16 protein-coding genes are annotated in these 13,788 nt (G+C 40.7%); 5 read left to right on the forward strand and 11 right to left on the reverse strand.

Translation table 11 applies throughout. The annotated features are described in order from the left end of the window. Window positions 1–21 precede the first annotated feature (21 nt). From PFZ69_RS03515 to thpR, 3 genes are read right to left on the reverse strand one after another with little or no spacing between them, the layout of a single operon-like run. Entirely contained in the window at window positions 22–705 is a 684-nt protein-coding gene (locus PFZ69_RS03515) for an LrgB family protein (RefSeq protein WP_270179634.1), read from the reverse strand. Between the two features lie 4 nt (window positions 706–709). Next, window positions 710–1,078 carry a CidA/LrgA family protein gene (locus PFZ69_RS03520; protein ID WP_270179635.1) on the reverse strand — a complete coding sequence of 123 codons (369 nt, stop codon included), beginning with the start codon at window positions 1,076–1,078 and terminating at the stop codon, window positions 710–712. Further along, window positions 1,062–1,604: an RNA 2',3'-cyclic phosphodiesterase gene (gene thpR, locus PFZ69_RS03525; RefSeq protein ID WP_270179636.1), complete on the reverse strand. Its 543-nt coding sequence runs from the start codon at window positions 1,602–1,604 to the stop codon at window positions 1,062–1,064. The genes PFZ69_RS03520 and thpR overlap by 17 nt, the downstream gene beginning before the upstream one ends. A 206-nt stretch (window positions 1,605–1,810) precedes the next feature. On the opposite strand from thpR, the gene cysK reads away from it, so the two are divergent. Next, window positions 1,811–2,740 carry a cysteine synthase A gene (cysK, locus tag PFZ69_RS03530; protein ID WP_270179637.1) on the forward strand — a complete coding sequence of 310 codons (930 nt, stop codon included), beginning with the start codon at window positions 1,811–1,813 and terminating at the stop codon, window positions 2,738–2,740. Between the two features lie 34 nt (window positions 2,741–2,774). Here the strand turns inward: cysK and pepV are convergent, their stop codons facing one another. Both pepV and PFZ69_RS03540 read right to left on the reverse strand, forming a co-directional pair. Next, a complete protein-coding gene (pepV, locus tag PFZ69_RS03535) occupies window positions 2,775–4,184 on the reverse strand; it encodes a dipeptidase PepV (RefSeq protein WP_270179638.1) in 1,410 nt (469 codons plus the stop codon). Then, window positions 4,181–5,200, reverse strand: coding sequence for a potassium channel family protein (locus PFZ69_RS03540; protein WP_270179639.1), 1,020 nt, complete (start codon window positions 5,198–5,200; stop codon window positions 4,181–4,183). Before PFZ69_RS03540 ends, pepV begins: the two co-directional genes overlap by 4 nt. Before the next feature lie 463 nt (window positions 5,201–5,663). Here PFZ69_RS03540 and PFZ69_RS03545 point away from each other — a divergent pair, with 463 nt between their 5' ends. Next, window positions 5,664–5,861 carry a DeoR family transcriptional regulator gene (locus tag PFZ69_RS03545; RefSeq protein WP_270180608.1) on the forward strand — a complete coding sequence of 66 codons (198 nt, stop codon included), beginning with the start codon at window positions 5,664–5,666 and terminating at the stop codon, window positions 5,859–5,861. Window positions 5,862–5,937: 76 nt separating this feature from the next. Here the strand turns inward: PFZ69_RS03545 and PFZ69_RS03550 are convergent, their stop codons facing one another. Continuing rightward, window positions 5,938–6,528: a PRC-barrel domain-containing protein gene (locus tag PFZ69_RS03550; RefSeq protein WP_270179640.1), complete on the reverse strand. Its 591-nt coding sequence runs from the start codon at window positions 6,526–6,528 to the stop codon at window positions 5,938–5,940. Window positions 6,529–6,594: 66 nt separating this feature from the next. Beyond that, complete coding sequence (locus PFZ69_RS03555) at window positions 6,595–7,299, reverse strand: pseudouridine synthase (RefSeq protein ID WP_270179641.1); 705 nt, start codon at window positions 7,297–7,299, stop codon at window positions 6,595–6,597. A 115-nt stretch (window positions 7,300–7,414) separates the two neighbouring features. Between PFZ69_RS03555 and PFZ69_RS03560 the strand changes: the two genes are divergently transcribed. Together PFZ69_RS03560 and PFZ69_RS03565 are read left to right on the forward strand one after the other, a co-directional pair. After that, a complete protein-coding gene (locus PFZ69_RS03560; RefSeq protein ID WP_270179642.1) occupies window positions 7,415–7,840 on the forward strand; it encodes a DUF6884 domain-containing protein in 426 nt (141 codons plus the stop codon). Window positions 7,841–7,916: 76 nt separating this feature from the next. Beyond that, window positions 7,917–8,162, forward strand: a complete 246-nt coding sequence (locus PFZ69_RS03565) for a hypothetical protein (RefSeq protein ID WP_270179643.1) — start codon at window positions 7,917–7,919, stop codon at window positions 8,160–8,162. A gap of 54 nt (window positions 8,163–8,216) precedes the next feature. Here PFZ69_RS03565 and PFZ69_RS03570 read toward each other — a convergent pair whose 3' ends face one another. Next, window positions 8,217–9,854 (reverse strand): putative polysaccharide biosynthesis protein, encoded by a 1,638-nt coding sequence (locus tag PFZ69_RS03570; RefSeq protein WP_270179644.1) that lies wholly within the window; start codon window positions 9,852–9,854, stop codon window positions 8,217–8,219. Window positions 9,855–10,050: 196 nt separating this feature from the next. Between PFZ69_RS03570 and PFZ69_RS03575 the strand changes: the two genes are divergently transcribed. After that, on the forward strand, window positions 10,051–11,307 hold the full coding sequence (locus PFZ69_RS03575; protein ID WP_270179645.1) for an NAD(P)/FAD-dependent oxidoreductase: 1,257 nt from the start codon (window positions 10,051–10,053) through the stop codon (window positions 11,305–11,307). Between the two features lie 32 nt (window positions 11,308–11,339). Here PFZ69_RS03575 and PFZ69_RS03580 read toward each other — a convergent pair whose 3' ends face one another. From PFZ69_RS03580 to PFZ69_RS03590, 3 genes are all read right to left on the reverse strand, one after another. Continuing rightward, window positions 11,340–12,560, reverse strand: a complete 1,221-nt coding sequence (locus PFZ69_RS03580) for a DEAD/DEAH box helicase (protein WP_270179646.1) — start codon at window positions 12,558–12,560, stop codon at window positions 11,340–11,342. Window positions 12,561–12,674: 114 nt separating this feature from the next. Next, the gene (locus tag PFZ69_RS03585; RefSeq protein ID WP_270179647.1) at window positions 12,675–13,274 is read right to left on the reverse strand and encodes a lytic transglycosylase domain-containing protein; all 600 of its coding nucleotides are present in this window, start codon (window positions 13,272–13,274) and stop codon (window positions 12,675–12,677) included. Between the two features lie 158 nt (window positions 13,275–13,432). Further along, window positions 13,433–13,774 (reverse strand): rhodanese-like domain-containing protein, encoded by a 342-nt coding sequence (locus PFZ69_RS03590; RefSeq protein ID WP_270179648.1) that lies wholly within the window; start codon window positions 13,772–13,774, stop codon window positions 13,433–13,435. Window positions 13,775–13,788: the final 14 nt, after the last annotated feature.

Here is a 13,788-nt window from a genome sequence, read left to right on the forward strand (position 1 = left end):
TGACCGCTTGATTAATTGAATTCATAGCCAATTTATTAAGATAGGAGCTAAGACCGAGACACATAGCGCACAAAGGCTCATACCAATCGAACTAACCGCTGCTTCTTCTTGACCGTATTCGAGCGCTTTTGCTGTACCAATCGCATGAGAAGCTCCCCCTAACGCAATACCGACCCCAAGGAAGTTTGTAATCTTAAATAGTTTCAAAATCCATGGACCCGTTACAGCTCCTCCTATTCCAGCGATCATTACGAAAATAACGGCAAGGGCTGGTTCTCCACCGATCATTCTTGAAACCTCCATAGCGACAGGGGTCGTCACATTCTTCGGAACAAAGGAGAACTGAATCACTTCTCCAAATCCAAACAGGAGGGTAAGCCAATAACCTGAAAGAATTCCTAACATGCTTGATAATAGGACAGTTGAAAGAAGCTCGTTTTTGTACTTGTTTAGGAGCTTTCTTTGTTTATATAAGGGATAGGCAAGAGCAACGATCGCTGGTCCTAGAAATGCATCGATAACCTTTCCACCGCTAAAATATGTATCATAAGAAACATCAAAAGATGTGAGCAAGATTACTAGCAAGACCGTGCAAGTCAAGATTGGAATTAGGAATGGATATGGCAGAAGTCGATAGAGAAGAGTAAAAATAAAATAGATTGCAATTGTAAAGATGAGCCAAAACATGGCTTGTAATAAAAACATGACGCTATTCCTTTCGATTTACAAGTGTCTGACCAATGAAGCCAGTTGTGATCATAATAATCCATGTGCTGACAAGAACGATCGGTATTAACCAAAGACTTTTACCATTAAAGAAATCCAAGTGATTCATGACACCAACAGTAACAGGGATAAAAAATAGCGGCAGGTGGTTCAATAAAAACGTAGCCCCTTTTGAAACCCATTGCTCTGGTAATAGGTTCGTATAGAGGCAAACCAAAAGAAGTACCATTCCTATTACACTTCCTGGAATTAATAAACCGAATAACTTTTGGATTGAGACGCCTATAAGATAGAACCCAAACAATAATGCGAGTTGGAGTATGGTGATGAAAAGGTTACTTTTTAAATTCATAACGCGCTACACACTTGTACCTGGGTATTTCAAACGGTGCCACTCTGAATAATCCAATACTTGAGATTTCTTGCGATGCTTTATGAATATCTGGGGTATTTCTCCCTATTTTCTTTTCTGGATATCGCCATTTTTTAGCGAGCGTAATATGAGGACGATACTCTCGGCGATCGACTCTGAAACCGGAATCCTTACAAGCCTCGGCAACCATCTGATGTAAATGCTCTAGGCTCTTGGTCTTCTCCACATCTACATACAGTACACGAGGTTGAGATAATTTTCCGAATGTCCCGATTTTATTTAGCGTGATCTCAAATGAACTTACATTCTCAGTTATTTCCTTTAGTTGTTCACCTAAATCACTTAATTGCTCTTCCTTCGCTTCACCAAGAAACTGCAATGTAATGTGAAAATCATCCGGTTCAACAACATGCTTAAATAGAGATGTATCTAGGTTTTTCTGCACTGACTTCAGCTCAGATTTCATATCTTCGAGCGTGATCGCAATGAAATAATGGGTGCTCATCTATCCCCCACTCCTTTAGATGATTATATTCTACCAAAAAACTGAATCTTCTTGCATTTATCTTTTGAGCCGACTTCTTATCCTCTACTTTATCATTTGCTATAATAGGGAACAGTAAAAGAAGCATCACAATAAAACTTATCCTTAACTTTAACCTTTTATTGGATAAAGATAAACTCTTATAAATTTCGAAAGGATGTGGACACATGATTTACGAAAACATGGCTGAACTTATCGGTAATACTCCTCTTCTTAAATTAAACAGGGTTCCGAATCCTGATGGTGCTAAAATATACGCAAAACTAGAATATTTTAACCCAAGCCGAAGTGTAAAAGACCGAGCAGCTTATAACATGATTGCGACCGCTGAAGAAAAAGGATTACTCAAGTCCGGATCGACCATTATCGAACCTACATCAGGTAATACAGGGATTGGACTAGCAATGAACGCTGCTGCTAGCGGATATCCTGCCATCATCGTCATGCCTGACAACGCGACAGAAGAGCGGATCAAACTCCTTAAAGCTTACGGTGCAAAAGTAGTCTTGACTCCTGCTTCTGAGAAAATGCCTGGTGCAATCAAAAAAGCAAAGGAATTAGCTGAGACAATTGAAGACAGCTTTATTCCAATGCAATTTGAAAATGCTGCAAATCCGGATGCACATCGAACGTCTACTGCTTTGGAAATTATTGAAGCGATGAACGAACTAGGAGTTACCCCTGCCGCTTTTGTTTCCACAGCAGGTACGGGTGGAACCGTAACCGGCACTGGAGAAGTACTAAAAGAACATTACCCGAACATGACTGTTCATGTTGTAGAGCCAGAAGGATCTCCTGTTCTTTCAGGAGGCAAACCTGGAAAACATAAGCTCGTTGGAACGAGTCCTGGTTTTATCCCTGATATTCTTAATACCTCGATCTATGATGAAATTATCCAGATAAAAGACGAACAAGCTTACGAAGTAACCCGTAAACTTGCAAGTCAAGAAGGACTTCTTGTCGGTCCTTCATCAGGAGCAGCCGTTTACGCAGCTATGAAAGTAGCTCAGCGACTTTCCCCTGACCAAGTCGTTGTAACGATGACGTGTGATTCAGGAGAAAGGTATTTATCTAGCGATCTTTTTAGTTCCCTATAACGTGAAACGCCATGGCTTACCGCCATGGCGTTTGTTATTTTGCTAGTTCATAAATCGCTTCCGCGTAGATCGCTGCTGCTTTCAGCAAATCACTAACCTCTACGTATTCATCTTTTTGGTGGGCCATCTGTGGTTTACCTTGGAATAACGCGCCAAATGCAACTCCAGCGTCTAATGACCGGGCATATGTTCCGCCTCCTATTGAAAGAAGCTCAGCAACGTCTCCCGTTTGCTTTTCGTATACTCTTTGTAGTCTTTGAATCAGCTCATGATCTTCAGGAACGTGATGGGGTGTCATATGATCAATGATGTTCATCGTAATTCCCTCAGGTCCCGTAACTTTATCAAACTGAGTTTTCACCTCACTAAAATCACATGTAACAGGGTATCGAAGATTGATGCCTATTTTACCTCCGTGTAAAGCTGTGTATGAGAACGTTCCTGCGTTCATGGTTAAATCGCCCGTAATGGTATCCTCACAGTTCACTCCCAGCTTTTCACCCTTGAAATCATCGGTGAGCCACTTTGTAATGAAATCGATATAAGTCGTTCCGCCCGTATCAAGACCTACTCCTGAAAGAAATTCTGCTAATCTGAACGCTGCATTATTCCCTTGCTCAGGTTTAGATCCATGCGCTGAAACTCCTTCTATCTCGATGGTCAACGATTCATCTAATGATGTATTCCCACTCAAATGTCTTTGAGATACAAACTCTTCAAAAACCGTTTTTAGTTCAGAAAGCACCTTCTCTTCACCTATTAATACAGCACTAGCGAAATCTGGAACCATATTCAGTCGTTCACCGGCACCGAATGATTTTAACACTAGATCATGTTGCTCTGTCTTCACAGCTGGGAAATGCCATTCAAAATCAGCGATCCCTTTTTCTGCATAAATAATTGGAAAGACTGCGTCTGGCGCAAAGCCCATCACTGGCATTTCTTCTTGCTTGAAGTACGTATCTACACAACGCCACGAACTTTCCTCGTCAGTACCGACGATCATTCGCACTCTCTTCGATAACGAAGGGTATAATTCTTTTACGATGTTCATCGCCCAGTAGGCCGCAATCGTTGGTCCTTTGTCGTCGATCGCTCCTCTTGCATAGAGCTTTCCTTCCCTAAGTTCAGGTTTAAACGGGGGGCTTGTCCATCCGCTACCAGCAGGTACAACATCTACATGACAAAGAATGCCGATCGCTTCTTCTCCATCTCCAAATTCCAGATGACCTGCAACATGGTGAACATCTTTCGTTTGATAGCCATCACGCTCTCCTAAGCGAAGCATATAATCTAATGCTTCTCGCACCTTATAGCCAAACGGAGCCTCTTCAGTACTATCCTCTTCGTTCAACACACTTTCGATCTCTAATAAGCCATTAAGATCTGATAAAAGCGCTTCTTTTCTCTTAAGCACCTCTTCTGACCAATTCACTTCACTCATGAACCTCTCTCCTTCCCGATCAAACTCTGATAAACCGGCTTATCACAAATCACAAATAGCTTTGCATCGGCTGGTATCGCTTCATCAAGACGGCGATTGATGTCCATGCGATTTCGATCCGCAACGAGTGTTGCCCCCTGTTGAAGTAATGCCTCAAACGCATCTTTATAAGTTGTCCATTCCTTCCTTACAGGAATTTCATATAAATTTTCTCCGTGTCCTCTACTCAACAGCTGAGAGTATACGCTTGAAATCCCTTTTGTAAATGCAGCTCGTACAGCCATACGAGAGATCGCTTCATTGGATAGTACGAACTCATCTACCTGGACATGGGCGAAATTCTTAATATGTTCTTCCTTCATCACTTCTACTGTCGTATGTATCTCAGTTGACATTCTCTCAATAGAGCTTGCGATGATTAGAGACTTTCCATCTGCTAATAACGAATCATGAATCGAATCATCTGAGAAAACGAGTACTGCCCGGGCCTTTGTAATCGCAGCTTTCTTGAGGACTGCTTCTTCTGCAGCATCACCTTGTATGTAATGGATATGATCCGCAACGATAGGTGTTTTTGGAAGTTTATCGATTATGACGATTTCACAATTATCCGAATCCACAATTTCCGATACTGCATAGGAAGCTTTCTGTGACCAACCTATTATGACGATATGATCTTGTCCGTGATAGTTCAATTTCCCTTCCTCCTTCCTCTTTTTCAGTTCTGCTACTCCGTCCACTAATTTCCCTATGACGACCCCTAAGAGTCCAATTCCAACAATGTAAAGGAATATGGCGTATAACCTACCGCCAACTGTCAATGGAAAATAATCACCATAGCCTACAGTGGTTACAGTAGTCATCACCCACCACATCGAGTCGAATAGTGTGGGAAAGGTTTCCGGTTCGATCAGCCTCATAATGACCGAACTGATTGCGACGAGAGCGACTGTCGTATAAAACATAAACCAGTTATTTAGCTTTAGTGCATTCTTAATGAATAATCGAACGAACATGATGTTCCTCCTTTCTATAGCCTGCTCCTATAAGAATAGCAAAGGAGGGAAGAAGAAGGAAGATGTAGACAATGGCATGAAAATTTTTGCCGAAATAACCGAGATATTGTAAAATAAACTTTAAAGAGGAGGTGTAAACAGGTAAATTAAAGGGAATTGGCAATAGAGGTGGAATTATACTATTATACTAACAATGCCGATATGTTACTGTGAAAGTTAGAAAATCCTTATTTATCATTACACCAAGTTGGGACTTACCCACAACAGCTAGAAATCACTTCCAGTTTAATACGAAGCACTCAGACCAATCAGACTTTCATCTTATTAATGAGGGAATCATCAGAAAATTAAGTATATCTTTACGTTTCCTTCATATTGTTTTAATAGTGAGAAACTATTCTAAGAGTATGGCATTGATTACACGTTAGGGAGTGGTTCTTTGAGTATTACTTCAACTGATCGAATGATGACCCGTATCAAGTCTATCTATTTATTTATTAGCAAGCATGGTACCGTCAGTACAACGGAGTTAGTTGAAGAGTTTGGTATTACCCAACGAACAGTTCAAAGAGATTTAAATGTCCTGGCCTATAATGAATTAGTCAAAAGCCCAAACCGTGGAGTATGGACTACTACGAGTAAGAAAGTAAAAGTTGGTTAAAGAGTTTACTTACAAGCAAAATTCAAAAGTATGATACACAAAAAGCCATGGACTAGTCCACGGCTTTTTCTATTGTTTATTTAGCTAATTCTTTGTGAAAATCTTTAGGAACAATCACGTTCCCATCTACAAGCTTTACCGACTCATTCACCTTCATATAAGGTTGTCCACTCATTAAGAAATCTGAAAGGAACCCTTCAGAAAGTTCAAGACCCTCAACTTCTCCTGTCTTAGCAATATAAACATCTCTTACCTTACCAAGCTTTTGGCCGTCTTCAGTATGAACTTCTGCTTTACATAACAAATTGTACGAATAGTGATTTGCGAGTTCTGTCGGTTTAACTTCGTCCTCTCGGTTGTTTATCACAGGTTGACTACCGTTCCATGACAATCCTGAATAAGGGATAAACACACTCTCTTTTTCAGAAACTTCAAAGTCATCATCCGTAACAGGATAATTATCATGTGTATATTGCCCACCTGAAGCTTGAATTGAATTTAAGACGTCTTCAGCATGATGATCCGGCTCAAGATTTTTTTGTTTCGTTTTATCATTACTGATTTCTAAATAGGTCGCTGCATTCAACGATTCATCAAAGTAGACTTGATTCACAGTTTGCTCATCGTTGATACGCAAGTTAATTAGTTCATTCCCAATCTTTAACATCCTATCCTCTCCTTCTTTACTGACTACAAGGTGTATTCCCTTAGTCTGCAAAAAAGAAACGATGGGTTACTTTCTAAGGAGTTCTACTTCCTCTTCAGTCAATTCACGATATTCTCCTACATCTAAATCTTGATCAAGTACAAGATCACCCATGCTGATTCTTTGCAAATAGATGACTTTTTTATCAACCGCTTCGAACATTCTCTTTACCTGATGAAACTTACCTTCGTGAATAGTGAGTTCGATTTGAGAAATAGGTCCTTCTTCAACGATCGTTAGCTCTCCTGGCTTAGTCTTATACCCGTCATCTAACGTAACTCCATTTTCAAATGCCTCAACGTCCTTTTCTGTAACACGTCCATTGATCCTTGCATAGTAAGTTTTTGGAACATGGTGTTTTGGAGATGTGAGATGGTGAGCTAGCTTACCGTCATTCGTAATAACTAGTAATCCTTCTGTATCTTTGTCTAGGCGCCCAACTGGGAAAGGATTAAAAATTTGATCTTCTGGAATAAGGAGATCAATTACCGTTTCCTCTTCATCTTCAGTTGCCGATATGAAACCTGCGGGCTTATTCATCATGATATAGATGTATTCTCTATATTCAACGGTTTCCCCATTAACTGTAACGTGATCATTCTCAAGATCGACGTGCTGTTTAGCATCTTTGATGACTGACTCATCCACTCTAACCGCACCTGTTTTTAAGATTTTTTTTACTTCTTTCCTTGTTCCATATCCCATATTAGAAAGTAACTTATCGATACGCATGTTCAATCGCTCCTTTTTCCATGTAATTTCCAAAAAAAATAAAATATGAGCATAATTATTGTAAATCTAGGGTAAGTAACCGGTAAATGCTAATTTGTACGTTTGGAGTGATAGAATGACTGAAAAAGTTGGACTTTTAGCTACCGCACGAAAGAAAAGTACAAAATCAGCTCCGGTTACGGAGTTTTATCAAAGCCCTTTATTTCAAAAAACATTAGAATACGCATTGCATCACTACGACAGAATGTATTTTTATAATGCCAAAGACGGGCTTTTATTACCAGACGATATGATGGATCCATACGATCTATCTATTAAAACATTAACACACCATCAACGAGAGGAATGGGCGCAAAAGCTTATTTCACAATTTAGAGAGCAAGAGTCCCCTTCTAACATTACTGTTTATTTGCATGGTGGCTCCGTGTATAGAAAACATATTGAACCTCAGCTGAAGCAGTATGAATTTAACTATGAAGTACCTCTCAAAGGACTCGGAATAGGTGAGCAATTGAATTGGTACCAAAAAAATTCAGTGTAACCATGATAAACGCCCAGCAACTATGCCCAGTTCCTTCATAGACTATCTCGTAGTCTTAATAAGGAGGTCATCAACGTTGGATTATCGACAACAGGGGCAGCAATTTCCTGGGTATGGCGGAGGAGGTTACCCGCAATATCCGGGTGGTGGACCAGGCGGAGGACCTGGTGGTGGGCAAGGTTATCCAGGCTATAATTATACAGAAGAACAATTCAACCAGATAAGAAGAAGATTAAATCGTCTAAATAGAAGAGTGAGAAGAATCGAGAGGTACCTCGGAATCCGAGAAGAAGAGATTGACGAGACGAACTACTACGAATAAAAAGAAAAACAACTCTTTCACCTCACAAAAATGAAGGCCGAGCGGCCTTCATTTTTAGCGTCTTTTAAGGAAACTGAACCGTTCTCCTAGGACGAGTCCAGCGAGATTCGAACGGTAAGAAAGCCATAGATAGAGTACCCCACCTACCCCAATACCGATCAGTAAATTAACGATAGAAAACAACATGCTTCCACCTTCACTTTGAGATCGATATAGATCAGGCATTGCACTTTCTAAAGGCATCGTTGCTAATTTAGCAGCGAAAGCCATACACGTAACGAAAATTCCAATCAGTAAAATCCTTCTAAAAACAAATGCAAACTGAAAATCTGTATACCTTTTAATGATAGCAACAGTAACGATTACAGACGTGATTAGCCCTATGTCAGTGGCAATAATTGCTCCTTTTCCTTCAAGTAAGACCACTAAAGGGTATGTTAGTGAAACTTTTAATACAAGTCCTGAAAGCAAACTATATACTGCGAACTTCTGCTTGTTGATTCCTTGTAGAATCGCAGCTGTAACAGAAAAGAGAGCAAACAAGATTGCTGTCGGAGCGTACCACATCAGCAAATGGCTTCCTAAGTCTTGATCTACCGTTGGATAAAGAACGCGAAACACAGGCTCAGAAAGCACTGCAAGCCCAATCGCAGCGGGCGTTGTCAGAAATAGCAACATCTGAAATGTCTGGGTAAGCTGTTTCTGGAGTGCGCCTTCTTTTTGTGACGTAAACGATTTTGTAATTGCTGGAATAATCGTCATCGCAAGCGCAGTGGCGAGCGAAACAGGAATCATGATCAACTTATGAGCAAGCCCTGTAATAATGGCAAAGACAGCTTCATAAGTAGACTCATCATAGCCGATACTTTGCAGAGCTGGATTGATAAAAAACGTATCGACTTGCAGGTACAACGGAATCGCAAGTCCCACGACGACAAACGGGAACGCGTATGTCACGATTTCTTTGTACATATCACTTAATGAAACATCATGGTCAACCGTGCTTTCCTCTAAATTACGATCTAAGCTAGGTTTACGCTTACGATAGTACCAGAAAACAACCATTAAACCTCCTACAGCCCCCACAAACGCACCGAACGTTGCAAACGTTGCTGCAGTCTTTTCGTTTCCGTCCAGAAAACGCATAATAATAACACTAGTTACTAATATAAATACGATACGGAAGATCTGTTCCACAACCTGAGACACGGCTGTTGGTCCCATCGATTGTAACCCCTGGAAAAACCCTCGCGTTAAACTCATGATTGGTACGATCAATAAAGCAAGACTGACAACCCTTATAACAAGTGTAACGTCAGCAATGGTATTCCCTTTACTTCCCTCCTCGATTACAAACCGTGCAATCGGTTCTGCAAGGAAGAAAAGAATTAGAAATGCAATAAACCCTGTGAACGTCATGAGCAGCAATCCGGATTTGAATAATCGTCTTCCTGTTCGATAATCTCCGAGCGCGTGATATTTTGAAACAAACTTTGAAACAGCAAGTGGAATTCCAACTGTTGAAAGACTCAGCATAATCGTATACGGGGTATACGCATAATTATACAACGCGATCCCTGAAGTACCTACTAGGGCAGTGAAAGGAAACATATAAATCATTCCAAGTATTCTCGAAAAAAGGGTAGCTGCTGTCAACAGCATCGTCCCTCTAACCACATTCGAATCAGACATTTCTCCAACTCCTACTTCTTACCATTACTCTATATAAATTCGTCAATAATATCCTTTTTTCTACAGTCAATTATAGACACTTCTCCATTTTAAGCTATTTATAAAGGAACAACAAACATTATCTATGATTCGTGACTTTTCTATTTTAAATGAATTATGGTATGTTTGTTTGTAGCAAAATGAGAGAGGTGTAAGCATGAAGTATGATGTTGTCGTGATTGGTGGTGGACCGTCTGGACTCATGGCGTCTGTAGCTGCTGCTGAGCATGGAGCATCTGTCCTACTCGTTGATAAAGGAAATAAACTCGGTAGAAAACTTGCCATTTCTGGTGGCGGCAGATGTAATGTAACGAACAGACTCCCCCTCGATGAATTGATTAAATTCATTCCTGGAAATGGGAAATTTTTATATAGCGCCTTCAATATCTTTGATAATGAAGATATCATTTCGTTTTTTGAAGGCTTGGGAATCAAGCTTAAAGAAGAAGATCACGGCAGGATGTTTCCTGTTACGGATGATGCAAAGTCTGTCGTGAACGCACTCCTTAATAAGGTAAAAGAACTTAACGTAACGATTCAGGTAAATACACCTGTCGAAAAGGTCCTTTATGAAGACGGTGCTGTTGCAGGTGTCTTACTGAAGTCGAATGAGAAGATAACGGCTTCGAACGTCATCGTTGCAGTTGGAGGAAAATCAGTTCCTCACACTGGTTCAACAGGAGACGGGTATGCTTGGGCAGAGGAAGGGGGACACACGATTACAGAGCTTTATCCTACCGAAGTTCCCCTCACATCGAGCGAGCCCTTTATCAAAAATAAAGAGCTTCAAGGTCTTTCGCTCCGTGATGTAGCTTTGTCAGTTTTGAACCCTAAAGGAAAAGTGATAAAGACACACCGTTGGGACATGATCTTCACACATATCGGACTTTCTGGACCAGCAGTATTACGCTGTAGTCAATATGTTGTCAAAGCATTAAAGAAGTTCAACGCACAATTTATTCCCCTTCAAATCGATGCAGTACCTGACCAAAATGAAGAAGAATTGTATCGCGAACATATGAAGATTGCGAAAGAAGATCCTAAAAAGGCAATTAAAAATATCTGGAAAGGAAAAGTTCCGGAGCGCTACATGCTGTTTCTACTCGAAAGAGCTGGACTATCCCCAGATACGACGTACGCACATCTATCGAAAGAAAAAGTACGAGAATATGTTCGCTCACTAAAACAATTCCGAGTGGCTGTCGATGGTACGTTACCGATTGACAAAGCGTTTGTTACTGGTGGAGGCGTCTCTCTTAAAGAAATTCACCCAAAAGAAATGGCTTCGAAATTTACGAAAGGACTTTACTTCTGTGGTGAGGTGCTAGATATCCATGGTTATACCGGTGGATATAACATCACTTCAGCTTTCGTTACTGGGTTCACGGCAGGAAAAAGTGCAGCTGAAAGGTAAAAAAGGTATCTGCGATTGCAGATACCTTTTTTTTACCTTCTGTTTCTGCCACCACTTCGACTGTTTTTCCGTCTGCCATGCGATCGACTTCTATCTTCTCTACCACGTGCAGGATCACGGTCATCCCCCGAAGGTAGAGCGCTCTCTACAGATTTGCGTTCGATACGCTTACCAATCCCCTTCTCAATCATTGGAACTGCTTGCTTATCCTTAGAAGCGATAAATGTATATGCTGTACCACCTTCACCAGCTCGACCTGTTCTTCCAATTCTGTGAATGTAGCTTTCGACATCATGAGGTACATCGTAGTTGAACACATGTGTAATCCCTTCGATATCAAGTCCCCTTGCAGCTACATCGGTCGCGACAAGAAACTGAATTTTTGCTTCACGAAACTTCTTAATGACGCTCTCCCGCTTTGCTTGTGACAGATCTCCGTGTAGTTCGTCAACTAAATAACCCTTCGCTTTTAAATCTCCGTAAAGTTTACTCACTCTACGTTTCGTACGACAGAATATGATGCCTAAGAAAGGACGTGCTTCATCGAGCGTCTCCGTTAAGGCTCCAAACTTTCTTCGATCTGTTGTTTCGATCATGTACTGCTGTACAATTTCAACCGTCTTTCCCTTCTCTTTCCCTTTTATCGTTATAGGAGAACGCATAAATCGTTTTGCTAAGCTACGAATATCACTCGATAATGTAGCTGAAAAGAGAGCTGTTTGTCTACTATCTGGCGTTTCGTAAATAATATCCTCAACTTCTTTTAAGAAACCTATATGCAGCATTTGATCTGCCTCATCAAGTATAAGGAAGTTTGTTTGAGAAAGGTCGATCGTCTCTCTTCGAATGTGATCTAATAATCTCCCAGGCGTTCCTACTACAATATGAACGTGTTTGTTAAGCTTTGATATCTGCTTCTCTACATCCTGTCCACCATATACGGCAAGAACGTTTACTTCCGACCGCCCATTAACTAGTTTCAATAATTCAGTGGTGATTTGAAGAGCCAGCTCACGTGTAGGCGTAACGATTAGAGCCTGTACATGATCTGCTTCTGTATCTACCTTCTCTAATATCGGTAATAAGAAAGCGAAAGTTTTCCCTGTTCCAGTCTGTGCCTGAGCCATCACATCCTGCCCCTTAAGCATAACCGGGATCGTTTCTTTCTGTATGTCAGTGGGTGATTCAATTCCTTGTGATTCAAGGGATTCAACCAAACTTATATCTAAACCCATTCCTTTAAAATCTTTCATAGTGCTTCACCTCTCCATGTAGTATCTCACAAAGCATCCCAAAATTCTTTTAAAAAAATAAAAAAACTGCCTCCTCACGTCCGCTAAAGAGCAGTCGTGTGAGACAGCTTTGCTTTATGCTAAATAGTTTTTCATAACTTTAGATACATAGTTTTGTGTTTCTTTAAATGGAGGGATACCTCCATACTTATCAACATTTCCCGGTCCGGCATTATAAGCTGCTAGAGCAAGTTCAGTATTCCCACCATATTTACTCAACATTTGCTTAATGTATTTGACGCCGCCTTCGATATTCTGCTTAGCATCAAATGGATCTTCTATCCCGAGCCCACGAGCTGTCGCAGGCATAAGCTGCATAAGTCCAACTGCACCTGCATGGCTAACTGCTGATGGGTTATACCCTGACTCCTGCTTAATAATGGAGTGAACTAGTTTAGAATCCACTTGATGTTCATCGGAGAGTTGCTGAATGTATCCATCTATTTCTAGTGACTTTGTTGAATGACCAGTAGGCTTAAATGACTCCACCGGAGTTTGCTTTGTTAAAGACGTACTGTCGTATGTAGTTATCTGATCAGATGAAGTGTATGAAATAGCCTGTTCTAGCATTTCAAGAAAAGGAGTGGCTGCCTGCTGATTTCGACTTCCGTTTCCAGGTTGAAATTGGCGCAATGCCTGTAAATCCATCATAGCGCGAATAAGTTCTGCCCTCATGACGACACCTCTAAGTTATCTTTTTCCTTATTATAACAAAGAAAAGGGAGGCTTCTAGACCTATTTTAAAAAGAAAAAATATAATTAATCCTATAATTTTAGTTGGATTAATAGGCGAATGGTACGCCTTCAGAAAAGTCTTCTAAAGGCGTTCCAGTTTATGATGAAACTGTCATGTAATAAATAGGCTGCTTCGATTGCTTTAACAATATTTTTGCAGCCATCCTCGCAGCCTTGCGGTCTTCTGCAAGCACAACGATTTCTTTATCACAAACATCATTTTCCCTTGTCTGTCTACCGAGATAAGAAAGCGGGATGTTCTTTGCTTTCTCATACGGTGTACGGTGCGAAAGAATGTAATCTCTTACATCGATCAAGCAGTATTTATCATCATCAAAGGGATCAACATTGATCGGCTTTAAATACGTATAGGGATGAACGACTTTCCATAGCCCAATCGTTATTGCCGCAACAGCGATAGCCATGCCCCATAGTGTCATCTGGATTCTCTCCT

The organism is Alkalihalobacillus sp. CinArs1, from assembly GCF_947387515.1.
Classification (GTDB): domain Bacteria; phylum Bacillota; class Bacilli; order Bacillales; family Guptibacillaceae; genus Guptibacillus.

Excerpts from the sequence above, each read along its gene's own strand:
- PFZ69_RS03515 (WP_270179634.1), bottom strand. The coding sequence starts at position 705 with ATGTTTTTATTACAAGCCATGTTTTGGCTCATCTTTACAATTGCAATC.
- PFZ69_RS03570 (WP_270179644.1), bottom strand. The coding sequence starts at position 9,854 with ATGTCTGATTCGAATGTGGTTAGAGGGACGATGCTGTTGACAGCAGCT.
- PFZ69_RS03560 (WP_270179642.1), top strand. The coding sequence starts at position 7,415 with ATGACTGAAAAAGTTGGACTTTTAGCTACCGCACGAAAGAAAAGTACA.
- PFZ69_RS03520 (WP_270179635.1), bottom strand. The coding sequence starts at position 1,078 with ATGAATTTAAAAAGTAACCTTTTCATCACCATACTCCAACTCGCATTA.
- cysK (WP_270179637.1), top strand. The coding sequence starts at position 1,811 with ATGATTTACGAAAACATGGCTGAACTTATCGGTAATACTCCTCTTCTT.
- thpR (WP_270179636.1), bottom strand. The coding sequence starts at position 1,604 with ATGAGCACCCATTATTTCATTGCGATCACGCTCGAAGATATGAAATCT.
- PFZ69_RS03545 (WP_270180608.1), top strand. The coding sequence starts at position 5,664 with ATGATGACCCGTATCAAGTCTATCTATTTATTTATTAGCAAGCATGGT.
- PFZ69_RS03590 (WP_270179648.1), bottom strand. The coding sequence starts at position 13,774 with ATGACACTATGGGGCATGGCTATCGCTGTTGCGGCAATAACGATTGGG.
- PFZ69_RS03550 (WP_270179640.1), bottom strand. The coding sequence starts at position 6,528 with ATGTTAAAGATTGGGAATGAACTAATTAACTTGCGTATCAACGATGAG.
- PFZ69_RS03555 (WP_270179641.1), bottom strand. The coding sequence starts at position 7,299 with ATGCGTATCGATAAGTTACTTTCTAATATGGGATATGGAACAAGGAAA.
- pepV (WP_270179638.1), bottom strand. The coding sequence starts at position 4,184 with ATGAGTGAAGTGAATTGGTCAGAAGAGGTGCTTAAGAGAAAAGAAGCG.
- PFZ69_RS03580 (WP_270179646.1), bottom strand. The coding sequence starts at position 12,560 with ATGAAAGATTTTAAAGGAATGGGTTTAGATATAAGTTTGGTTGAATCC.
- PFZ69_RS03585 (WP_270179647.1), bottom strand. The coding sequence starts at position 13,274 with ATGAGGGCAGAACTTATTCGCGCTATGATGGATTTACAGGCATTGCGC.
- PFZ69_RS03540 (WP_270179639.1), bottom strand. The coding sequence starts at position 5,200 with ATGTTCGTTCGATTATTCATTAAGAATGCACTAAAGCTAAATAACTGG.
- PFZ69_RS03575 (WP_270179645.1), top strand. The coding sequence starts at position 10,051 with ATGAAGTATGATGTTGTCGTGATTGGTGGTGGACCGTCTGGACTCATG.